This is a genomic window from bacterium, from assembly GCA_040755755.1.
GTDB lineage: Bacteria > SZUA-182 > SZUA-182 > DTGQ01 > DTGQ01 > DTGQ01.
In genome coordinates, this window is the sequence record JBFLZW010000030.1 from 42,632 (window position 1) to 65,424 (window position 22,793).

Genomic DNA, 22,793 nt, shown 5'->3' on the forward strand with positions numbered 1-22,793 from the left:
AATAATGATGCCTTAATCCGCAACCGTCACTTCCACCTCATAGGTGTCCAGAGCACTACTGTTTTCTGACTCCTTGATTTCTAATCTGATGGTAGTAGTACCCGGAGCTGCAGCCTTGAATATCCACTGCTCATGTGCGCCGGTGAATCCGAATGACGTGCTGGAACTGTATTCATATCCTGGAAAGAACTCAGCACTCTCTTTGACTGCTATCGTCTCATCGAACTTATCGGCATCAAGGTACCACCTGCATCCTGAATCAGGGTTTGACGGCAAAATAATACTGAGGGTTTGTCCCGTATTAATACTTACATCATTTCCCTTGTCACTGTAAGATATTGATACATCTGCATCTTTGAATTGTGATTGCATCGATTCATAGGGATTGATAGATGAGGCATACCCTGATGAGAACGGCTCCCCAAATGGACCGTACGGGGAATAAGGATCAAAGGAAGAAGGCAGGGAGGTGGCATATGCCGGTTGATAACCTGTGCTATGGGGTTGTGATGGAGAATAGCCGTAGTCTGAATAATATTGACCGTAGCCCATGACATACCCGCCTAGCTGAACAGGTGATGCTGCGTATCTTGGGAGTGAATAGTATTGGCTGTTCGGTGGATAACCATAACTATAACCAGGACTGCAATAGTAAGCACCATATGGAGAGGCTGGCTGGTTATAGCAAGAACTGCCTCCGGGAAACCCACAAAAATTTACATTAATGTTGATGTTGATAGATGGCAGCGAATAATATGATTGTATATATGGTTGTGCAGATAATATCGAATAATATGCCGGCGATGGAGTGACAAGAAAGAATAAAGAAATAACAAAAAGGCTTATAATGATAATAATCTTGCCAAAGCGTTTCATTGCTTAATCTCCTTAAATGATCAAGGTATCCCCCTCCCCCCGTTATCTCCCCAGAGGGGAGATGGCGATAGGGTGAGGGAACTTTCATTCAAACCGGGAATCCCGCATAAATAAAACGGAAACTCCTCTCAGGTCGAGGTGATTAAAGAATTTCCAGATACTTATGGAAAATATAAAGGGCATCCGCCGGAGTAACCATGCCGTCCCCGTTGACGTCCAGATTTACGGCATTCGAATCAAAGCCTGTTGAATCGGAAGGAGGAATTGCAATTGGCGTCCCCGTCCCATACGCGGATGGACCAGTGCCAGTGCCATATGCATTGTAGGGCACGCCAGTAGGATATGTTCCACCGTATGATAATGGGTACAATCCGCCTATACTGCCATTCAAGCCGCCATCACCGTACACACCACCTGACATACCGCCGTATGCAGAATAAGCGGGAGGATTAGCAGACCCCCAATCTTTAAGCTCATCTCCGAGGATCTTACAGACATCCACGGTCTTGGCCATCGGTAGATTTTCCGGATTTGATGTATTGAAGATCTTTACAAATTCGTCAGTAACAAAAAATAGATTGTCATTATCAGCAAAATACAGGTTCAATCCTAAACCGTAAGAATTTTCGGTGATATCGACTAAATCAGGGTTCTGCAGATCCGATACATCAAAAACATAAACTTTCGTTCTCCGGGGATTATACGTAGTTGCCAGAACATAAGCATAATTATTCTCCAGTACCATGCCGTTGCTGCCGAATATTTGACTACCGGTCAGTTTTTTGGAAGCAGACAGCACTTGCGGATTAGCGGGGTCGCTCACCTCGAAAATTTTAAGCTGAAATTCACCATCGACCAGCGGTCCAATAAATTCGCCAGCCCCGACGATAGTAAAAAGACGACTTCCATCGGTAGCCCCTACACTTATCTCCGGCTCACCCGCCGGGGGAGCGCCCAGATCATCGATAACCTTAACTAAGGCAAGGTTTTTCGGGTCTGAAGAGTTAATAATGTGAATCGACAGGCCATAATCATTCTGGACATATTTCTTTCCTGAAAGATAAAGATATCCTGGTGCAGAAATCATTCCATAAACCTTGTAATCCTTATCCACCGTGTAGGAACCAAGCAAGCCTTCCTCTTTAGTCAATTTCGCAGGATCGGAGATATCGAGAGCATGAACGATATAGTGGTCTTCATTGGTAAGGCCATCCAAATCTTCGATACATACAAACAGCACTCCGTTTTCAGCCGCTATTAAATCCAGCACTCTATCCACACCCTTATCTTGGTTGTCGGCAAGGCTTACTTTGTTGATGAGCTGTGGCTTATCCTTGTGGGAGATATCCACGAAATATACCATGCCCAGATCCTCACCGCCAATTATAGCCAGATTATCTTTAATGATAATACTCGTAGGCATTGATGATTCTCCATCAGGATTGTACCAATGCCCACCCTCGGATAAGACGATATGGGAAAGATATCGATAAGTATCAGGACCGGCAGGCTCAAGAATTGCCAATCCCGATCTGCTCTCTCCATTTAATTCCCCAAACAGCACAAAAATATACTCTCCATCGGAAGCCGCTCCCATTATGTTAAACTTGGACGCGGTTGCTGCCATTCTTATTGAGTCAGGGTCAGGCATGAAGGAGGCAGGCACCGCGTAGCCAGAGGTGTAAGCAGGCATCGTGAATACAGGCATGGAGGCATATGTGGATACAGGTATGGAGACAGGCATAGAGACAGGAGGTGAATAATACCCTCCGAATGGAGCAGCATAAGGGGTTCCCGTAATCAAGCCGCCGTATTGAGGAATTTGCTGGCTAAAGGCTGGCTGCCAATAGCTGTCAGAGGAAGGAAAGCTTCCTCCGGGGAAGCCGTAGAAATTAATGTTAATGTTAATAGATGGATATGAAGACCATTGACATTGAGCTGACAGGGAAAGGAAGAATAAAGAAAATACAAAAAAGCAGACAATAACAGCAATCTTAATAAAGCGTTTCATTAATTAACCTCCTCAAGGTGAAGAATTGAGACACGATTCCTCTAAAAAATCAGACGCTGCTTCCCGAGGCCTTAATTTCTTCACTTTATTACGATCGCAACACCTGCCTTTTTTGCTACCTCTTTACATCCGGGTGAGGAGGGGGGGATTTATGTACAGCTATATTTTTGTAAGACGCTATACAATATTTTTTATTACGGAATTTGGTATTAACGTTATACTTTAACTCTCTACCGGACACTTTTGAGGTAACAACCGCGAATGAACGCGAATGAACGCGAACTGAACAAAGAGGACTCGATAGTAAAGGCAAATGAATGCAAATCAAAAGAATTTATTAGCGTCTATTCGTGTGCATTCGCGGTTGATTACAGGAATTGAAAAAAGTGTCCGCTAGCGAGTACTTTAAACCTCCTCTTGTTCCTTTCTGTCCTTCCTTTTATATTATGCTCAATGCAGGGAGATAAAGTAAAGAGGGGAAATTTTCATCCCTTTGTCAGGTTCAAAACTACCTTCTATTTCCGCCTTGATCTTCGAATATCAATATAATATATTATTACTATAATGACTAATGAAATATTACCAGGGGGGAGCAACCCGTTTCTTGAAAGCGCATGAGGGAGGTGATGGCAGTTATTGGCAGACCAGCTTTGAGCACTCAGGTTTCTTGTGTATAAATGAAGAAAGAAAAAGGAGTAAAAAATATGAAGGACAAGAAGCTGAAGAGTCGGCGGCTTTTCATCCTGCCCAGCTTCACCCTTATCTTCCTGGGAATACTTATCGTTCAACACTCAGCCACAATCATGGCCGCCAATTGGCAGCCGCTTCCACCCTACAATACACTCTGGCCTTTATGGTCACCGCCGTTATCTCCAATTGACACCCTGACAGGGCTGCCCAAGCCGATTGTCAGCCAGATTACCAAAAGCACGTACCTGCCGGTGCAGCCCGGATTGACCTGGGATCCCCGGAAAACTTATCCCTGGCTGCTGTATAATACTCCCCTTGGGCTCTGCTATTATGACCCCTACTATGGAATCAACTCCTGGCCCCCGGCATCTCTTCTGAACCCGTTGACCGGCCTGCCTGCACCTATTGATTACCTCGCTCTCAAGATCGCTTATACCTCCCTGGCACCCACCAGTTCCGCCTGGCTTGCCGCAAATGTCCCCACAGCCAATCTCTATTATTACAACACGTATCCTCCTATAACCGTATCTTCCACTCCCCCGCTTTCATCTCTGTTGACCCCGGCCCTTTTGTTAGGTTGGTAATTCTTTGAAAAGTACCAAAAACAGGCTTACGACGAAAGGAGACTGACGATGAGTCGGAGATATCCCTTGAAAAATTTTTGCTTTTTTTTAACACTTTTAGCAGCTCTCGGCTTTTTACTGGTGCCGGGAGCCGATGCACAAAACTGGAAGGCACTTCCTCCTTACAACACCCTTTGGCCGCTGTGGACGGCAGCCCTGTCTCCCAAGAATCCGGTGACTGGTGTGCCGACGCCGATTGTAACCAACCTGAAACCTACAACCGTATTACCGGCTCAGCCTGGCCTGACCTGGGATCCAAGCTGGCTCTATCCCTTTCTTCTGTATAATACCCCGGTCGGCATGGCCTATTATGATCCCCTCCTTGGAGTGAAAACCTGGCCGCCCAAGTATCTGGTTAATGCAACGACCGGGCTCCCGCAGCCCATTACCCTGCCGGTAGGGTATCAGTATCTGACCCCTACCAGTGCAGCCTGGTTGTCGAACAATGTTCCGGTGGCCAATCTGACCTATCTCAGCACCTATCCCACGTTCGCCCTGGCCGCTAATCCGATAACGCTGCCTCCTGCTCTGGCTACGGCCCTGCCGGGTTTAAGCTCTCTGCTGGTTTCCCTGGTTGCTCCGGCTCCCAGCATAACTACTCTGTTAACCGCGGCTTCCCTGATCTATCCCTGAGCAGGAGGATATCCCCCCCTGCTGAATTATGAAAAAAAGAGCAGTGATGTGCTTCTCACTGCTCTTTTCCGCTTTATTTTCCCCCCTGCATGCTTCCTCTTTTCTTTCTTTGTAGCTCTCAGGATAAAAAAAACCGAATAAATATCTACTGCTGAATGAGAAAACTTCCCCAAAATTCCATAACCCTTTTGTAAGGAGAATGAAGATGCTTACCAAGCCTCCCCGTATTTACTCCATGATATCGTGCGGTTTATTCCTGCTCATTCCTCTGTTGGTTCTCTCCTCCTGCGGTGGCGGTGGTGGAGGGGGCGGTGATACCAGCGGCAGTAAAAGTCAAAACCCTGTCTATCAGCCTCTGGGATTGGAGGAAAAATGGGCTTTCTCCACCAGCGATAAGATTTACTCCTCCCCGGCCTGTGCTCCCAACGGGAATACCTTCTATGTAGGAAGCAACGATAAGCATCTCTACGCATTTTCGCCGCAGGGGACTGTTCTGTGGAAATTTCCAACAGAAGGGGCGGTTTTCTCTTCCCCGGCGGTTGGTGATGATGGAACCATCTATGCAGGAAGCTGTGACGGGAAATTCTACGCCATTAATCCAAACGGAACCCGGAAGTGGTCTTCTGACACGGGAGGCTGGATATTATCCTCTCCTGTTATTGACCGGCAGGGCATAATTTACGTGGGCAGCAACGATGGGAACCTTTACGCTCTCTATCCTTCCGATGGCAGCAGGAAATGGACGAAATCACTGGGAGGACCGGTGTCTTCTCCGGCAATCGGACAGGATGGTACCATTTACGTGGGAAGCGGCAATCTGGATTGGAACAGACCGGAGCGGTCAAGCGGAAAACTCTCTGCCCTGGACCCTGAAGACGGTGACATACTATGGACAGGGCAAATGCCGGTCTTTGCCAGACCGGCTGTCGATTCCGAGGGAACCGTCTATGCCGGAAGCACGAACGGCTTCGTATATGCCTTTGAACCAGGGGGGAATACAGGGGAGATGGCGGAAAAGTGGCGGTATCAGACCGGAGGGCCGGTTCTCTCCTGTCCTGTCCTTGATCTGGAGGAGGACACAGTTTATGTCGGCAGTGATGATGCCAGACTGTATGCCCTGCATACTGCCGATGGCTCACTCGAGTGGGCAGCAGCCACCGATGATAAAATCCGGTCATCGGCTGCCGTGAGCCAGAACGGGACCATCTATATCGGCTGTCATAATGGCTGTCTGTATGCCTTCGAGGACCACGATGGGGCCCGTCAGGGGTTATTCCCGACGCATCGGCAGGAGCCGATTGTTTCAATCCCGCTCATCGGCCAGGATGGAACCATCTACTTTTGCGGGCAGGATTCCAGGGTCTATGCCATTCGGGATACGGCAGTTGATCGAGCCGATTAGGTGCTTTATAACGGTTCTCGATCGCCTATACCACCAAAAGATAAAAAGATAAAAGCATAAGGAATATGAGGGAAAATGCTTACAGAGAAAGGATCATGCTATCCGAGCTATAAGCGCCCTTTTGCCCGTCTGTTCAGGAGAGCAATACCGCTTCTGATTCTCTTTCTTTCTTCCTGCGGGGGGGCTGGCAATGAAGGGAAGGGAACCGTCATGGTTTCTGGATTCGTTGACGGAGAAGTCCGGGATCGGGTGCTGGTCACGGTCAGCGGGGGAAGGAATCTTCAGACCCGGACCGAGACCAATGGATTCTATCACTTTTCCCTTCCCGGCGGGAAGTATACCCTCACCGCTTCGATGCCCGATTATCTGGTCATTCCCGAAAGCCGTGAGGTCGTTGTTTCCGGAACGGACAGCCCGAACAATAACTTTCTCCTGGTCAAAGACCTCAAATCCTCGGTCCTCTGGTGTACGGCGGTCGGAGGAGGGATTGCATCCTCACCGGCTACTGGCCGGGACGGCGTGGTATACGTGGGCAGCAGCGATGGCTCACTCTACGCCTTTCAGTCAACCGGTGATCCCAAATGGAGTTATGCCACTCAGGGAGCCATTCAATCCTCTCCGGCAATCGGTCAGCGGGGAACCATCTATTTTGGCAGCGACGATCACTGCCTCTATGCTGTAAATCCTGACGGAAAGCGGCAGTGGTCGTACCGGACCGGAGGAGCGATTCAATCCTCACCAGCCGTCGATGATTTTGGCAGGATTTATGTCGGCAGCGATGACAGCTCTCTCTATGCCTTCTCTCCGGGGGGAGGAATGCTGTGGTCATATCGCACTGCCGGGGCGATTCAATCCTCTCCGGCTGTCGATGCCAACGGTATCATTTACGCCGGAAGCAGCGACGGGAACCTGTACGCCCTCTCGGCGCAGGGGGGACTGAAGTGGAAATTTCCCACTGGCGGACCCATCAGGGCTTCTGCAGTCATCGGTGCCGATAATACCATCTATATCGGCAGTTGCGATCATATCCTGTATGCCATTACACCTTTGGGGGCCCGGAAGTGGGCCTTTCCAAGCGGCGGGCCGATCCGCTCATCCTGCGCTCTCGATGGGGATGGCACCATTTATTTTGGCAGTGATGACCACTGCCTGTATGCTCTCAACGCGGACGGCACCCGCAAGTGGGCTTATCAGGCCACAGGCGCTGTCTCTTCCTCTCCGGGCCTGGATCAGGCGCATATTGTTTATTTTGGCTGTGATGACGGGACGCTCTATGCCCTTACTCCCCAGGGAACTGTGTATGGACTCCTGCAGGCCGGTGAAGGCGCTTCTTCTGGCAGGATGAGTCCCGAAGGCATTACCCCCTCGCCCTGCCTGACCGGGAATGAAAAGATGGACGGCAGGATTTATGTCAGCAGCAGCGATGGTAAGCTCTCTGCCCTCGCTAACCCGGCACGGGGAGCTGCAACCTCTGTCTGGCCCATGTTCCGCAAAGAATGCAGGCACCAGGGAGCTTTACCCCTCAGTCTCCTGTGCTCGGTTTCCGGACGGGTTACCGGCGATATTCAGGGGAGGGTATCAATGTCCTTGAGGAGGATAGACTCGGATGAGGCAATCACAACTGAGACTGCCGTGGATGGAACATTCAGATTCACCGATATCCGTCCGGGAATCTATATCCTTCTCCCGACCAGGGAAGGCTCCTGTTTCACTCCCAAGAGTATTGAAGTCACTGTTTCCGGGGTTAAGAATGAAGGGTACGATTTTACCTCCTCCAGGGCATTCCGGTTGACTGGAGAGATTACCGGACCGGCGGCCCGGCAGGGAGTAACCGTCAGGGCAGCCAGAGGAGGCACCCTGATCGATACAGCCATATCCGATGCGGGCGGAAAGTTTTCCTTCTCGCTGCCTCAGGGGTCCTATGTTCTGACTCCATCGCTGGATGGCTATACCTTCAGCCCGCAAACCTGTTCCATAAGTCTCACCGGCGACTCTGACGATCCATCCTTCCTGTCCCTTCTGAGAGCTTATATCATCTCAGGCAGCGTCGCCGGAGATGCGCAGGACGGAGTGGCCCTTTACCTGGACGGAAATACCATTGAAGGAAATTCAATCAGGGGAATGACTACTTCACGGGCTAACGGCAGCTTCGAATTTACCGTGTACCGGGGCTGCTACCGGATTACTCCCAGCCTGGCAGGATACTCCTTCCAGCCCTCTTCACGGCAGATCAGGATCGAGAGCGCAAGCCACTATGTCGGCAATAACTTTATTGCCCATGCCGCCTCTCAGCAGGAGTATACGCTGTCCGGAACCATAAGCGGTGATGTCCGGGATCAGGTAATCCTGACCCTGTCCGGGGACCTTTCCCGGACAACGGCTTCCGATAGCCAGGGAAGATTCAGTTTCCGTCTGCCCGACGGACACTATGTTCTCACGGCTTCCAAAGCGGGCTACAGCTTCTCTCCGGCTCAGAGGGAAATCACCATCCAGGGCGCCGACAGCTCCGGTAATAACTTTTCCGCTGTTCAGAGCAGCCTTTACCCGGTTTCCGGAAAAGTTACCGGAGATGTTACCGAAGGTATCACCCTGACCCTGACCAATTCCGGGGGAGTGAAAACCGCTGAAACTCTGACCGACGGGCAGGGTAATTTCAGCCTGAGCGCTGCCGCCGGGAGCTATACCCTGAGGCCGGATAAGGCAGGCTGCACGTTTGAGCCGACATCCCTGAGTATTACCGTTCAGGGCTCCGGCATATTCGGCCTGCAGTTCACCTCTTCGCGGTCTTCGGGAATCGAGCAATGGTCCGTCCCTGTTGGCGGACGCATTTTCTCTGGCCTGGCCCTTGGTTCTGACGGTACTATCTATGCCGGAAGCTACGACGATTACAAAATCCTGGCCATGAATCCGGATGGAAGCATCAAGTGGTTTCTAGTCACGCAGGGCCCGGTCTTTGCCTCGCCGGTGGTTGATCCGAAAGACGGCACCATCTATACCGGCAGCAGCGATCATTATCTCTATGCTCTGAATCCGCAGGGAGGAGTGAAGTGGAAGACAGCCCTGACTGACAAAATCATGTCCACCGCAGCCCTCGGCTCGGATGGTACCGTGTATGTCGGATGCAACGACGGATGCCTGTACGCCCTGGATCCGAAAGATGGCCGGATCAGGTGGTCAAGCCAACTGGAAAATATGGTTTCTTCGCCAGCAGTCGGAGCGGATGGAACCATTTACGTGGGAGCGGGAAACTGGACGGACGGGGGGCACTTCTATGCCGTAAAGGCGACAGATGGAGGGAAAAAGTGGATTGCCGACATCTATACCCTTTCGCGACCGGCACTCGGAAAGGATGGGACAATCTATGTGGGAAGCAAGGATAAGAATATCTATGCCCTCAACCCGTCGAACGGCACCCCGAAATGGGATTACCTCACGGGAGGCGAAGTGGTTTCTTCCCCTGTTCTCGGCCCTGACGGTACGATCTATATCGGCAGCGACGATTGCAGGCTGTATGCCCTCAACCCCAACGGATCGCTTCGCTGGTCAGCAGTCACCGAAGGGGAAGTCCGATCCTCGGCTGCCATTGGCCCTGACGGCACCGTCTATATCGGAAGCCATGATTATTATCTGTACGCCTTCGATCCGGTCACCGGAAATCAAAAATGGCGATTTCTCACCGAAGGAGGGAAAATTACCGCCATTCCGATCATCGGAAAGGATGGCACTATCTATATCGGAAGCCAAAATGGGCAGGTCTATGCCATTCATGGTAAATAGAAGAACTTAAGGGGGACAGCTCTGTCAGCCCTTTTATCAATGCGATTCCCCTGAAGAAGACGTTAGAACATTAGAGGTTCTTGACAAAAGCCTCACAATCATGAACATCCTTGATCTTCTCCAGTTCCCTGAGTAACTGATTACACTGAGAGAAACTCAATCGATTCACGGCCACGAGCGCAGCGGCGGAAACATCAGGAAACTTATTGAAAATGACCTGCTGGCAAGTTGCCCTGATCTCTTGTTCTGCCTTTTCCAGCTCTGCCTTTTCCCTTTCCCTTTGCATTTCCAGTTGCTGTAATTTCCCTTCAAATTCCTGGGTCAGTCTTTTAACCACAGGAGCAACCAGAACCTCTTCATAAATCTTTCTGGCAGGTTCAGGCATAGTATCGACAAACGATTTCATTTTGAGACCTCCTTCATCGAAGAAATGAACCAGCTCAGGCAGGTCTTTAAAAAGCACCATTGTCTCATAAAATATCCTGCCATACTGTGTCTTATTCCAGATACAATCCAAAAAGCTCTTCAATGCCTCTAATCGGCCCATCGCCTCCTGAAGGCTGTCTTTGCTCAGCCATAATCTTCTTGCCCAATAGCTCAACAGCATGCTGCTGAATGATCTGTCGAGAACACTCTCCACCTCAGCCTGACACCAGTTCCGGGAAAGGCTCCCGAAATAGTCTTGATAGAAACCCTCATCGATCGGGTACAGATTGATCGAGGCAAAGCCGATGAAGGTTCGTGGTCCCAGGATATTGGTAATCTCAAGAAAAGGACAGGGCTTCCTGTCGATCCGGTGGATCGGGGAATCAGAAAGAGAGACGATGAGTGCAATCAGGGCCTTTCTCTTTTGTCCGGGCTCAAGGACAGCGGCCTCCTGCCTGAGCAGTTGATAGATGTCCTCAACCTCCAGGGAATCTTCCCCCTCGATGATAACCCTGGCATTATGAAAGAGGAATCCCCCATCCAGGGTTTCCTGCTTGATGGCCTTGTTCAGGTCTTCCCTCTTCAACGGACCTTCAAACTTCTGGATATCCTTGCCTAATCCGATAACCTTCTGTTGCCAGAAGGAATCGGTAAAAAGCACATGCCGCAGGAAATCATCCATTGAGCCAAGATCGCTCATGGCTCTCTTGATGAGATAATCAGCATAATGCCGGTATGCAGGCATGAAGCTTGCTCCTTGTCGCTTCCTGTGAGCATATTATTTATTCACCTCCGAGGTTTTTGACAAAAGCCTCACAATCATGAACATCCTTGATCTTCTCCAATTTCCTGAGCAACTGATTACACTGAGAGAAACTCAATCGATTCACGGCCACGAGCGCAGCGGCGGAAACATCAGGAAACTTATTGAAAATGACCTGCTGGCAAGTTGCCCTGATCTCTTGTTCTGCCTTTTCCAACTCCGCCTGTTGTAATTTCCCTTCAAATTCCTGTGTCAGTCTTTTAACCACAGGAGCAACCAGAACCTCTTCATAAATCTTTCTGGCAGGTTCAGGCATAGTATCGACAAACGATTTCATTTTGAGACCTCCTTCATCGAAGAAATGAACCAGCTCAGGCAGGTCTTTAAAAAGCACCATTGTCTCATAAAATATCCTGCCATACTGTGTCTTATTCCAGATACAATCCAAAAAGCTCTTCAATGCCTCTAATCGGCCCATCGCCTCCTGAAGGCTGTCTTTGCTCAGCCATAATCTTCTTGCCCAATAGCTCAACAGCATGCTGCTGAATGATCTGTCGAGAACACTCTCCACCTCAGCCTGACACCAGTTCCGGGAAAGGCTCCCGAAATAGTCTTGATAGAAACCCTCATCGATCGGGTACAGATTGATCGAGGCAAAGCCGATGAAGGTTCGTGGTCCCAGGATATTGGTAATCTCAAGAAAAGGACAGGGCTTCCTGTCGATCCGGTGGATCGGGGAATCAGAAAGAGAGACGATGAGTGCAATCAGGGCCTTTCTCTTTTGTCCGGGCTCAAGGACAGCGGCCTCCTGCCTGAGCAGTTGATAGATGTCCTCAACCTCCAGGGAATCTTCCCCCTCGATGATAACCCTGGCATTATGAAAGAGGAATCCCCCATCCAGGGTTTCCTGCTTGATGGCCTTGTTCAGGTCTTCCCTCTTCAACGGACCTTCAAACTTCTGGATATCCTTGCCTAATCCGATAACCTTCTGTTGCCAGAAGGAATCGGTAAAAAGCACATGCCGCAGGAAATCATCCATTGAGCCAAGATCGCTCATGGCTCTCTTGATGAGATAATCAGCATAATGCCGGTATGCAGGCATGAAGCTTGCTCCCTTGTTGTCTCGTATCTGTTGCTTTCTCTAAGATTGCTCTGTAATTTAATTGTACCTGATAAGCCTCTGTTAGACAATAGAAAATAAAAAAATGAACTTTCTTCCGAAAATTTTGGGGGGCAGGTCTCGAATTAATGTAATTCAATATCTGGCCCCTGCTATTTCTATGGCTCTGCCAAAAAAGGAGGCTACCACTGTTCTTTATAGATATTAGCATTATAACTATAATTATTAGTATATTCAAATAAAATGACATCAGTTCATGCGGCTACACTTCTGCGCAACGAGCGGATAATTTCGAAACCTTCCCTCTGTGCCTTTATGTCTGGTCTGCGGTTCACTGCTTACCTGCCGCCACCAGGATGACTGGCCGGTAAAAGTTAATATTCCGGGTTACATTTCTCCTTATTTTGGTGTACAATGGGGATTCTCCATGTACTATTCGAGGAAAGAAATCAGCCGGAGGTAATCATGCTCGAAACAGACACCAGGTATGACGAGAGTAAAATCAAGACACTCTCGTCATTGGAACACATCCGACTTCGCTATGGGATGTATATTGGCCGACTGGGAGACGGCTCGGACCACGATGATGGCATCTATATCCTGATGAAAGAGGTAATTGACAACGCCGTAGACGAGTATGTCATGGGCTATGGGAAAAAGATTATTATCCGGATCGGGGATGATAACCTGGTCAGCGTGCGCGATTTTGGCCGCGGGATCCCGCTGGGGAAAGTAATTGATTGTGTTTCCCGGATCAATACGGGGGCCAAATATGATCAGGACGTATTTCGATTCTCCGTGGGGCTGAATGGAGTAGGCTGTAAAGCGGTCAATGCCCTGTCGGAGCATTTTCTGGTTCAGTCGTTCAGGGATGGCCAGTGCCGCACAGCTCACTTTACCCAGGGCGTTTTGCAGCAGGACCAGACCCTGAATATCAATGAGCCCAATGGAACCTATATCGAATTCAGGCCGGACCGGTCCATTTTCCCGGCCTATCAATTTAAACAGCACCTGGTCGAGAAGCGTCTGTGGCATTATGCCTATCTGAATACCGGCCTGGTGCTTCACTATAACGACAAGCCCATTGTTTCAAAACGAGGGCTGTTCGACCTGCTTCAGGACGAGCTTCAAGAAGCGGCCCTGTACCCGATCATCCATTATGCATCGGAGCGGCTGGAATTTTCCTTCACCCATACCGACAGCTACGGAGACACCTATTATTCCTTTGTCAACGGGCAATATACTACCGATGGCGGCACCCATCAGTCCGCATTCCGGGAAGGTGCCCTGAAAGGGATCAATGACTATGCGGGAAAATCCTTCAATGCGGCTGATGTGCGCGACGGCATGGTCGGGGCCATTGCCATCCGGATCGATGAGCCGATTTTTGAATCGCAAACCAAGAACAAGCTCGGCAACACCGATATCCGCAGTTGGATTGTCGGCGAGGTGAAGGACCAGGTTTCGGATTTCCTGCACAAAAATGCGGACATTGCCGATGCCGTGCTGAAAAAAATTGCCGCCAACGAGAAAGTCCGCCTGGAACTCCAGGGAGTGAAGAAGGAAGCACGGGAGCTGGCAAAAAAAACCTCGATCAAAGTGCCCAATTTCAGGGATTGCAAACGGCACCGGGGGGACAGTTCCCCTGAAGGGGAAAAGTCCATGATTTTTATCACCGAAGGACAATCCGCAGCAGGATCCATGATCACCTGCCGGGATGTCATGACCCAGGCTGTCTTTTCGCTGAAAGGAAAACCCTTAAACTGCTGCGATGAAGGCCTGAGCAGGGTCTATAAGAATGAAGAGCTCTACAATATCATGAAAGCCCTGGGCATCGAAGAATCCATTGACGGGCTGCGGTTTCAAAAGATCGTCCTGGCCACTGATTCCGATGTCGATGGCCTGCACATCCGCAACCTGCTCCTGACCTATTTCCTGAAATTCTTCGAGCCCCTGGTCCTGAAGCGGCATGTTTTTATCCTGGAGACCCCGCTCTTTCGGGTGAGAGACCAAAAACGCACCCTGTATTGTTACAGCGAGCGGGAGAAAGAGGCGGCAGTGAAAAAACTCGGTCCCAAGGCGGAAATCACCAGGTTCAAAGGGCTTGGAGAGATCTCGCCCAAAGAATTCGGTCAGTTCATCGGACCGGATATCCGCCTGATTGAAGTGATCGTGGATGAATTGAAAAAGGTGCCGGAGATTCTCCAGTTCTACATGGGCAAGAATACTCCGGAGAGAAAAGAATACATCATGGAAAATCTGGTTTAACGCTGGTTTTTTGATGAGAGAGGATACCCATGAGTTTGAAGAGTTTGATGGGGCAGAATTTTATCGAATATGCCTCATATGTTATCAAGGACCGGGCCATACCGGAAATCGAAGACGGGCTAAAACCGGTCCAGCGCCGTATCCTGCATTCTCTCTTTGAGATGGATGACGGCAAATTCAACAAAGTTGCCAACGTGGTCGGACACTGCATGAAGTACCACCCGCACGGTGATGCTTCGATCTACGATGCCCTGGTCAATCTGGCAAACAAGGAATATTTTATCGAGAAGCAGGGTAACTTTGGCAATATCTATACCGGCGATGCAGCCTCGGCAGCCCGTTATATTGAGTGCCGGCTGTCTGCACTGGCCAAAGAGACCCTTTTCAACAAGGACATCACCGAATATGTGGATTCCTACGATGGCCGAAACCGTGAGCCGGTATTTTTACCCTGTAAACTTCCTGCGCTCCTGCTGATGGGAGCCGAAGGGATTGCCGTGGGTATGGCCACCAGAGTCATCCCCCACAATTTTGTCGAGCTTCTCGAAGGGCAGATCAGGATTTTGAAAAACCAGGAAGTGGAGATCTATCCGGACTTCCTCCAGGGTGGGATCATGGATGCCGCCGAGTATAACCAGGGGAATGGCAAGGTCAGGGTCAGGGCGGCCATTGACATCCGCGGGCCGAAGTCTCTGGTTATCCGGGAAATCCCCTTTGGAACAACCACCGAATCCCTGATCAGCTCGATTGAAAATGCGGCCAAAAGAGGAAAGATCAAGATCGTCCAGGTCAATGACTTTACCGCCGAACAGGTGGAAATCGAGGTTATCCCGGCCAAGGGAATCAGTGCGGAAGAGCTTTTGCCTGCCCTTTACGCCTTTACGGACTGCGAAGTCTCGATCTCGACCAACCTGATCGCCATCCAGGATAACAAGCCCCGGCAGCTTACGGTCAATGAGGTGCTGCATCACAATACCCTGCTCCTTCGTGATTATCTGGAGCGGGAGCTGCGGATCAACCTGCACCACCAGCAGGAAAAGTGGCATGAGAAGACGCTGATCCAGATATTTATCGAAAACCGCATCTATAAGGATATCGAAGAGAAAAAGAGTTACGATGAAGTGCAGCAGGCTGTTTTGCAGGGGGTGAACCGCTTTCGCCATCTGCTGCAGCGTGATGTAACCATGGAAGATGTCGAGCTTCTGCTCCAGATTCAGATCAAGCGGATCTCCCGGTTCGATCTTGACAAGAACCTTAAGGAAATCCAGGAGATTCAAAAGAATATCCAGCAAATTCAAAAAGATCTGGATGATTTGACCGGTTACGCCATCCGCTATATCCAGAAACTTTTGAAAAAGTACGGCCATCTCTACCCCCGGAGAACCAGGATCCAGACCTTCGGAAGCATTGACGCCAAAAAGGTCGCCCTGGCCAATGTCAAAGTACGGTATGACGAGGAGAAGGGGTATCTGGGAACGGAAGTAAAAGAGGGCAGGATCATCACGGTCAGTGACTATGACCGTATCCTGTGTATTCAGCGCAACGGCACCTATATCGTGACCGCGATTCCCAAGAAAAAATTTATCGGTGCTGACCTGCTCTATGTAGACAAATTCGATAAGGATGTCCTGTTCAATCTCATCTACTGCGATCCTGATTCAGGACTGTCCTATTGTAAAAGGTTTCGGATTGAAAAATTTATCCTGGATAAAGAATACCCGCTCTTTAAGGCCGGAGGCAAGGTTCAGGCATTTGCTGCTGGCGAGCAGTTTCGGGTGAAAGTAAAATACCGTCCGCAATCGCGGATGAAAATAACCTCCGAAGTACTGGATTTTGGAGGCCAGTTAGTCAAGGGAGTGACCAGTGTGGGAAACCGGGTATCGACTAAAGAAATTGCTCACATCAGTCTGGTGGTTGAAAAGTTTGTCCAGGAAACAATAGTGTAAAAAGGAGGGATAGAGGACTTGGGACTGCTAAAACTTTTTTCCGGCAAAAAACCTGAAGAGTATGAGCAAAAAGGGGATGCGCTGTTTGCGGCGAAAGAATATGGAGCTGCCAAGATAGAGTATGAGGCTGCTTTGGACAGGCTGGAGAAGGTATGCCCGGACAACGAGGACCTCAAATCCAGGCTCGGCCAAAAGCTCATCCAGGCCAAAGACAGTCTGGCCCGGATGCATCAGCAGACAGGACAGGAGCTTTTGGACTCCGACAATTTCGAGCAGGCTGAGGAAAAGCTTCGCCTGGCTCTGGAACTGGCCGAGGATCCCGAGCTGGTGGTTGAGATCGAAGGGCAGTTGCGGGAAATTGAAAACCGCATGACTGAAGAGATCGATGATTTTCCTCACCTTGACCTGAGCAAAGGGGATGTTGAAGATCCGGATTATCAGGAGCGGGTGGATGAGTATTTCACTATCCTGTGCGGCTCATTGCCCGAAAAAATGGCTGAGGCTTACCAGGGCTATGGAGATGACTTTAAGATAGGCTATGTAGCCTTGAATCATGGAGATTTCGACCTTGCGCTGGCCAGGCTTGAGCAGGCCATGCAGGACAACCCCTATCCCAGCTTTATCCCCCTGGAGATGGCCAAGGTGCATCTCAACCTCAATCAATATGAGGTTTCGATTCCGCTGCTGGAGAGCCTTTTGAAAGCTCATCCTGATCTTATGCAGGGGTATCAGCTCCTCTGCGAGGCACATTGGGGAATGGGAAATTTTGACCTGGCACAGAAGACGCTTTCCTCCCTCCCCGATGAACTGGCCGATTCATTGCCCGCTCACCTGCTGCGCGGAGAAACACTGTTTCGGGCCGGGCAATATAAGGAGGCGGAATCTTTCTACCTCGAGTGCATGGAATCCTTCGGCTGGGATGAAAATCTTGCCCGTGCTTTAGCCATAACCTATGAAGTGCTGGGAGAAAAGGAAAAAGCCCGCAATCTGTTTGGCGAAATCATGGATGAATGCCGCGGCTGCGGCTTCCGGATCGACCCGTTCATCAAGCAAAAATTTGCAGACCTCTGGCTTGAGTCCGGAGGAGAGTGCACGACCAAGATCCTGGAATTGTACCTTTCCCTGGTTCACGAAGATCCCGACAACAGGGTTCATTACTACCGGAAGATCAGCCAGATTTATTCAGCCCAGGGGAATGAAAAGGAAGCCCGGCGCTATCAGTTGTTTGCCAAAAAGCTCCAGGCCGAGAAGCAGGAGGAGGCATCATCCGATGCTGAGTCCGATCCGCAGATCAATTTCGAAAGCTGTGAGGGTGAAGAATAAATGCCTGGGTTGAAGCTGAAACCGCTGCATGATCCCTCCGTGGGTGTGCTCAGAGTGGTCGGCCTGATGTCCGGAACCGGCTCCAATCTGCAAAAGATCATCGAATGGGGAGAATCGCTCAAAAGTGAGAGGGGGCAGGCTGTGTACCAGGTGGTGGCTATTTTCACTGACACCGCTGGCAGCAGGGCGGGTGAAATCGGAAAATGCCATGACATCCCGGTGGTAATCCGGGACCTTGAGGGATTTTATGCTCACCGGGGAAGGCCCCGAAGCGATTTACAGCTCAGGGAGGAATTTGACCGCGAGACGGTCAAAGCACTCTCCCCCTTTGAAGCCAGGGCGGCCGTCTATGCCGGGTATATGAGTATCGCCACCCGGCCGCTGACAGAAGCATACCTTGGAGTGAATGTCCATCCTGCTGACCTGTCAATCGAGGTTGGCGGAAGGCGCAGGTTTACCGGCAGCCAGGCGGTGAGAGATGCAATCCTGGCCGGTGAGCCTTTCCTGCGCTCGACTACCCATATCGTTGAACCTACCGTTGACGGCGGGCGAATCCTCATGATCTCTCCTCCCCTGCCGGTCAGAGCGGAGGGGGGCTGTGATCCCAGGAGCCCGGAACTGATCCGGAAGGTGGCGCACGATTATCAGGAGCGCCTGAAAAAGGCCGGCGACTGGGTCATCTTCCCAAGGACCTTGCAGTATATCGCCGAAGGAAGATACGCCCAGGATGAAGAAGGGCAACTTTTCTTCGACGGCCAGCCGATACCGCGAGGGGTGAGGCTCGAGAAGTAAGGCATGATTGCCTGACAGGATAGGCGTATGACGTTCTGAAAGGGCGGCATTATTCTTCAGTCAGGTCGCATTGGCACCTGATATGTCCTACTCACACCGTTTCTTAATTCATAAACCTTATTTCGTGCTCTGCCTCAAGTCTGCAATACACTACCTGCAATTAAATTTCCAAAATACCTTTTGACTATCTATACAATGGGTATTATTATTGTTATATACTTATCATTTTAGAAATATGGGGAAATGTAAATTTGAAAGGCATCAAAACACAATTGCTTGAAATTTTAAGGAGAGAAATAAACAATGAAAATCAAAATGACTATGATTTATTGGAAGGAGGGGGAATTTTGGCTTGGGAAACTTCTGGAACATCCAGAAATCATGACTCAGGGAGAAACATTGGAAGAATTAGAAGAAAATATTAAAGATGCCTATATAACGATGGCCTTGGATGATGTACCAGAAGAATATGAAACGAAAGAAATAAGTATATGAATCAAAGGGGATTAGTTCGTAAGCTATTGAAAGACGGATGTATTCTTTTAAGGCATGGATCAAGGCATGATATGAGCTTCTACTTACAAAAAGAAGAGCTTGGAAGTTTGAGGTCACAAATTGTGACCTCAAAGGTGGCTGAAAGGGATATAATATAGAGCGTACCTAGGGAAGGTGGTCTCCACTCTTGGTGGTATAATCCAGTATTGAACACAAGGTCTGCCATTTCCAGGCATACTGAAATAATAGATACTCTGGTAAATAAAAAGGGAAAAGGGTAATGTTTGACCGGGACTTGGCTATGATGTATGGAGTAGAGACCAGAGTATTGAATCAGGCAGTGAGAAGGAACATAGCCCGCTTTCCAGATGATTTCATGTTTCGGCTAACCAAAGAAGAGATGGAAAATTGGAGGTCACAAATTGTGATTTCCAATTCTGACAAAATGGGCTTGAGACACAAACCCTTAGCCTTCACAGAGTTGGGAATTGCTATGCTTTCCAGTGTGCTCAACAGCGAAAGAGCCATACAAGTAAATATCCAGATCATGAAAATCTTTACCAAAATGCGGGAAATGCTCATAAACTATCAGGAGATCAAGCAGAGAATTGATGATATGGAACGAAGGTACTGTTACCTTAACGGCTGTGGCTGAGCGGCTGGTAAAAAATGCTATTATGGCTGAAGTTGATGAAGATGTTGCAGCAGTATGGCAAACCATTATTGAAGACGAAACCGGCGGTGAATGGCTAAGGAAACAGATCAGTAATTTTACATAGAGAACATTCCCATGCAAAATACTCATCATGAGAAAAAATATGAGCTTCTTATTGGAAGAAATCTAAACTGGATTCGAGAAGACAGAGAATTTTCTCAAGATGCGAAGCGTTTATCCGGAACGAGACTTATACAACAAAAAATCATTGCCCCCTGTCTTTAAGTGACAAGTGTTTTTGAGGTCACAAATTGTGACCTCAAACAGTCAGGATGACTTATCGTAACATCAGGCAATCATGAATCCGACCATCATCGGTGAAACATTAATCTCCTGTCTTGGCCTGGGGGCCGGATATCCGGCAGCGGACGAGTTCGCGGAGCTATCGCCCGCTGACTGGGACAGGATCGTACGGCAGGCGATCAGGTTTCAAGTGGCTCCCCTGCTCTATCACCGGCTGAAAGCCGCCGGTTCCGAAACCGTCATTCCCCTTCCTGTTACCCGGAAGCTGCGGGAGAGTTACCACGCCAATGCCTTGAAGAATATGCACCTGTACGAGGAGCTATCAACCATTGTCCGGACATTCCAGGATCATGGCCTTGCGGTCATTGTCCTGAAAGGTGCGCACCTGGCCAAGGTTGTTTACGGTAATATTGCTCTTCGGCGGATGTGTGATCTGGACCTTCTGGTTAAAAGAAAAGACCTGGCAGCAGCGGTGAAGGTATTATCGGGCATTGGCTATCATCCCGCCAGGCCCTTTGAGATCGAGGAGGTATGTACCCAAAGTCGCCATCTGCCTCCCTTTGTCAAAGACAAGTCCGTCCCGATCGAGATTCACTGGCACATCGAGCCTCCCGATACTCCCTTTACCGTAGATATTGACGGGCTGTGGCAAAGAGCACGGCCAATGGTGGTCAATGACGTCCAAATGCCGGTCTTATCCCCCGAGGACCTGATGCTGCATCTGTGCCTGCATGCGGTCCAGCATATCCTGGAAGGTGTGGGGTTAAGGCCATTGTGTGACCTGACCGAAACCATGAAGCGCTATCAGGCTGAAATGGATTGGCAGAAGCTCCTGGATCGCTCCAGGGAGTGGGGGACGGACAGGCCCCTCTATCTCATGCTCTCTCTCATCAGGGAATTGGGGGGGCAGGCTGCTTCGGGAAATCTCCTCGACATTCTCAAATCAAATCCTGTCGAGCCGCAGTTTGTGGCTGGATTGAAAGCTCATACCATGATGAAGACGAGCGACTGCCTGGCCCTGACGACGGATGTCGCCCGGTTTTGGAGACCAGAAAGCCCCACCGAGAGGATAGCCCTTCTTGTGAAAAAGGCATTCCCCTCCCGGGAATACCTGGCCAGGATATATCAGGTGCCTCAGGACTCAGCCCGGATATATTTCTACTATCCGGTGCGTATGAAGGATCTGCTCCTTCGCTACGGATATACCCTGTGGCGGCTGTTTCGCCGTGACGCCCAAGTAGTACCCCTGGCCAGGCTTGAGAGCAGCCAGCTTGCCCTCAGAGACTGGCTCATGTCGCGCTGAGTGAAATTTAAAAAGCCCGCAGAGATGGTATCTCTCATGCAGGCTTTTTCATTGGAGTGAGCAAAAGCTCAGGGGCACAGTGAAGATGCCCCTGAGCTTTGCATCCCTTTAGGACTTGAGATTTCCGATTAGATAGCAAGACCTCCAGCACCCAGACCAGCGATTCCGCCCAAACCGCCTAGGCCACCAAGCATTCCCAAGCCACCCAGACCAGCGTACGCACCGCCCAGGCCGCCATACAGTCCGCCGCCGTAGAGGCCGCCCAGACCGCCATACATGCTGCCTAAGCCTCCATATAAGCCGCCCAGACCGCCATATAAACCACCCAGGCCACCGTACACGCCACCTAATCCGCCATACAGACCGCCGCCATACATTCCATAACCGGCGTATGTGGCTGGATATGACATATACCCGGCTCCTCCGTATGCGGAATAGCCTGGGTATGATCCGTATGTGGAGTAGCTTGGGTAGGTACCGTATGTGCTTCCATAGGTGGAGTAGCTTGGGTACGATCTATACGCGCTGCTTCCATATGAAGAATAGCCTGGGTACGATCCATAACCGGTACTTCCATAGGTTCCGTAGGTGGAATAGGACGGATACGATCCGTATGATGCAGTATATTGTGCCTGTGAAAGGTTAGTGAAAAGGAAAAGCCCAAAAAAGACAACTAAGGTAAATACTCCGTATCTAACTTCATTTTTACAACACATACTCTTTAACCTCATTTGCTTACCTGATTATCATAATATAATATACTTTAAAAACCTAAATAACCAAATACTCACCGATAAACTTCGCAAAACCGCTTTACTTTATTACTGCACTTAAACTTTTATTCTGCCCCCTCTTTACCCTCCTTATAGTGAAACCTGAATTATGATGCCTCTATATTTGCAATCACCTGATCCAGCACTTGAAACATCTGACTGTTTTTACTGACACATTCATAGGCACCAAGTTCCCTGGCCTTCGAAACGTTGCTTTGATCAAGGTAAGAAGAAACCATAATTACCTTCATATCAGGATTGATGTCTCTGGCTGTCCGGAGAAGATCAAGCCCATCTATGCCATTGAGATGAAGATCAAGCAACAAGAGATCAAATTTGCCAGCAGTTATCCTGTCCTGAAATTCTTTATCTGAAGTGCTGATCTCGACTTCGTAACCCTTTTGGATGAGGTGATACTTTAGAGCATTACAAAGGATAATTTCATCATCCACAATCAAAATTCTGCTAATCTTACTAACCATGATGTCCACACGTCCACATACCATACCTGGAGCTCTTGTAAAAGTTCCGGTAGAGAAACGAGGTGCAGGCAAAAATACCTCCTCATTTCACCAAGTTGTTTAAATTTAAGGATTAGTCACACGGAAGGAGCC

17 protein-coding genes are annotated in these 22,793 nt (G+C 49.5%); 11 read left to right on the forward strand and 6 right to left on the reverse strand.

What is annotated here, in order from left to right:
- Positions 1-12 precede the first annotated feature (12 nt).
- Positions 13-876, reverse strand: a complete 864-nt coding sequence (locus tag AB1611_09585) for a protease inhibitor I42 family protein (GenBank protein MEW6379846.1) — start codon at positions 874-876, stop codon at positions 13-15.
- Positions 877-1,018: 142 nt separating this feature from the next.
- Positions 1,019-2,887 (reverse strand): hypothetical protein, encoded by a 1,869-nt coding sequence (locus AB1611_09590; GenBank protein ID MEW6379847.1) that lies wholly within the window; start codon positions 2,885-2,887, stop codon positions 1,019-1,021.
- 704 nt (positions 2,888-3,591) lie between these two features.
- On the opposite strand from AB1611_09590, the gene AB1611_09595 reads away from it, so the two are divergent.
- From AB1611_09595 to AB1611_09610, 4 genes are all read left to right on the forward strand, one after another.
- The gene (locus AB1611_09595) at positions 3,592-4,161 is read left to right on the forward strand and encodes a hypothetical protein (GenBank protein MEW6379848.1); all 570 of its coding nucleotides are present in this window, start codon (positions 3,592-3,594) and stop codon (positions 4,159-4,161) included.
- A 48-nt stretch (positions 4,162-4,209) separates the two neighbouring features.
- Positions 4,210-4,833 (forward strand): hypothetical protein, encoded by a 624-nt coding sequence (locus AB1611_09600; GenBank protein MEW6379849.1) that lies wholly within the window; start codon positions 4,210-4,212, stop codon positions 4,831-4,833.
- Between the two features lie 205 nt (positions 4,834-5,038).
- Entirely contained in the window at positions 5,039-6,235 is a 1,197-nt protein-coding gene (locus tag AB1611_09605; GenBank protein ID MEW6379850.1) for a PQQ-binding-like beta-propeller repeat protein, read from the forward strand.
- A gap of 75 nt (positions 6,236-6,310) precedes the next feature.
- A complete protein-coding gene (locus AB1611_09610; protein ID MEW6379851.1) occupies positions 6,311-10,012 on the forward strand; it encodes a PQQ-binding-like beta-propeller repeat protein in 3,702 nt (1,233 codons plus the stop codon).
- 70 nt (positions 10,013-10,082) lie between these two features.
- Here the strand turns inward: AB1611_09610 and AB1611_09615 are convergent, their stop codons facing one another.
- Positions 10,083-11,183, reverse strand: a complete 1,101-nt coding sequence (locus tag AB1611_09615; protein MEW6379852.1) for a hypothetical protein — start codon at positions 11,181-11,183, stop codon at positions 10,083-10,085.
- 37 nt (positions 11,184-11,220) lie between these two features.
- Positions 11,221-12,303 (reverse strand): hypothetical protein, encoded by a 1,083-nt coding sequence (locus AB1611_09620; GenBank protein MEW6379853.1) that lies wholly within the window; start codon positions 12,301-12,303, stop codon positions 11,221-11,223.
- Positions 12,304-12,786: 483 nt separating this feature from the next.
- Here AB1611_09620 and AB1611_09625 point away from each other — a divergent pair, with 483 nt between their 5' ends.
- The 7 genes from AB1611_09625 to AB1611_09655 all read left to right on the forward strand — a co-directional run bounded on the left by AB1611_09625 (position 12,787) and on the right by AB1611_09655 (position 21,406).
- The gene (locus tag AB1611_09625; GenBank protein ID MEW6379854.1) at positions 12,787-14,589 is read left to right on the forward strand and encodes a toprim domain-containing protein; all 1,803 of its coding nucleotides are present in this window, start codon (positions 12,787-12,789) and stop codon (positions 14,587-14,589) included.
- Between the two features lie 29 nt (positions 14,590-14,618).
- Positions 14,619-16,535: a DNA topoisomerase IV subunit A gene (locus tag AB1611_09630; GenBank protein ID MEW6379855.1), complete on the forward strand. Its 1,917-nt coding sequence runs from the start codon at positions 14,619-14,621 to the stop codon at positions 16,533-16,535.
- Between the two features lie 18 nt (positions 16,536-16,553).
- A complete protein-coding gene (locus tag AB1611_09635) occupies positions 16,554-17,858 on the forward strand; it encodes a tetratricopeptide repeat protein (protein ID MEW6379856.1) in 1,305 nt (434 codons plus the stop codon).
- Entirely contained in the window at positions 17,859-18,650 is a 792-nt protein-coding gene (locus tag AB1611_09640) for a formyltransferase family protein (protein ID MEW6379857.1), read from the forward strand.
- A 303-nt stretch (positions 18,651-18,953) separates the two neighbouring features.
- The gene (locus AB1611_09645) at positions 18,954-19,145 is read left to right on the forward strand and encodes a type II toxin-antitoxin system HicB family antitoxin (GenBank protein MEW6379858.1); all 192 of its coding nucleotides are present in this window, start codon (positions 18,954-18,956) and stop codon (positions 19,143-19,145) included.
- Between the two features lie 280 nt (positions 19,146-19,425).
- The gene (locus tag AB1611_09650; GenBank protein ID MEW6379859.1) at positions 19,426-19,800 is read left to right on the forward strand and encodes an ORF6N domain-containing protein; all 375 of its coding nucleotides are present in this window, start codon (positions 19,426-19,428) and stop codon (positions 19,798-19,800) included.
- Between the two features lie 358 nt (positions 19,801-20,158).
- Positions 20,159-21,406, forward strand: coding sequence for a nucleotidyltransferase family protein (locus AB1611_09655; protein ID MEW6379860.1), 1,248 nt, complete (start codon positions 20,159-20,161; stop codon positions 21,404-21,406).
- A gap of 128 nt (positions 21,407-21,534) precedes the next feature.
- On the opposite strand, the gene AB1611_09660 is transcribed toward AB1611_09655, so the two are convergent.
- Both AB1611_09660 and AB1611_09665 read right to left on the reverse strand, forming a co-directional pair.
- Positions 21,535-22,122, reverse strand: a complete 588-nt coding sequence (locus tag AB1611_09660; GenBank protein MEW6379861.1) for a hypothetical protein — start codon at positions 22,120-22,122, stop codon at positions 21,535-21,537.
- A 164-nt stretch (positions 22,123-22,286) separates the two neighbouring features.
- Positions 22,287-22,733 (reverse strand): response regulator, encoded by a 447-nt coding sequence (locus tag AB1611_09665; protein MEW6379862.1) that lies wholly within the window; start codon positions 22,731-22,733, stop codon positions 22,287-22,289.
- Between the last annotated feature and the right edge of the window lie 60 nt (positions 22,734-22,793).

What these genes read in the sequence shown, in the direction of transcription:
- AB1611_09585 (MEW6379846.1), bottom strand. Translation starts at nt 876, where the DNA reads ATGAAACGCTTTGGCAAGATTATTATCATTATAAGCCTTTTTGTTATT.
- AB1611_09590 (MEW6379847.1), bottom strand. Translation starts at nt 2,887, where the DNA reads ATGAAACGCTTTATTAAGATTGCTGTTATTGTCTGCTTTTTTGTATTT.
- AB1611_09595 (MEW6379848.1), top strand. Translation starts at nt 3,592, where the DNA reads ATGAAGGACAAGAAGCTGAAGAGTCGGCGGCTTTTCATCCTGCCCAGC.
- AB1611_09600 (MEW6379849.1), top strand. Translation starts at nt 4,210, where the DNA reads ATGAGTCGGAGATATCCCTTGAAAAATTTTTGCTTTTTTTTAACACTT.
- AB1611_09605 (MEW6379850.1), top strand. Translation starts at nt 5,039, where the DNA reads ATGCTTACCAAGCCTCCCCGTATTTACTCCATGATATCGTGCGGTTTA.
- AB1611_09610 (MEW6379851.1), top strand. Translation starts at nt 6,311, where the DNA reads ATGCTTACAGAGAAAGGATCATGCTATCCGAGCTATAAGCGCCCTTTT.
- AB1611_09615 (MEW6379852.1), bottom strand. Translation starts at nt 11,183, where the DNA reads ATGCCTGCATACCGGCATTATGCTGATTATCTCATCAAGAGAGCCATG.
- AB1611_09620 (MEW6379853.1), bottom strand. Translation starts at nt 12,303, where the DNA reads ATGCCTGCATACCGGCATTATGCTGATTATCTCATCAAGAGAGCCATG.
- AB1611_09625 (MEW6379854.1), top strand. Translation starts at nt 12,787, where the DNA reads ATGCTCGAAACAGACACCAGGTATGACGAGAGTAAAATCAAGACACTC.
- AB1611_09630 (MEW6379855.1), top strand. Translation starts at nt 14,619, where the DNA reads ATGAGTTTGAAGAGTTTGATGGGGCAGAATTTTATCGAATATGCCTCA.
- AB1611_09640 (MEW6379857.1), top strand. Translation starts at nt 17,859, where the DNA reads ATGCCTGGGTTGAAGCTGAAACCGCTGCATGATCCCTCCGTGGGTGTG.
- AB1611_09645 (MEW6379858.1), top strand. Translation starts at nt 18,954, where the DNA reads ATGAAAATCAAAATGACTATGATTTATTGGAAGGAGGGGGAATTTTGG.
- AB1611_09650 (MEW6379859.1), top strand. Translation starts at nt 19,426, where the DNA reads ATGTTTGACCGGGACTTGGCTATGATGTATGGAGTAGAGACCAGAGTA.
- AB1611_09655 (MEW6379860.1), top strand. Translation starts at nt 20,159, where the DNA reads ATGAATCCGACCATCATCGGTGAAACATTAATCTCCTGTCTTGGCCTG.
- AB1611_09660 (MEW6379861.1), bottom strand. Translation starts at nt 22,122, where the DNA reads ATGTGTTGTAAAAATGAAGTTAGATACGGAGTATTTACCTTAGTTGTC.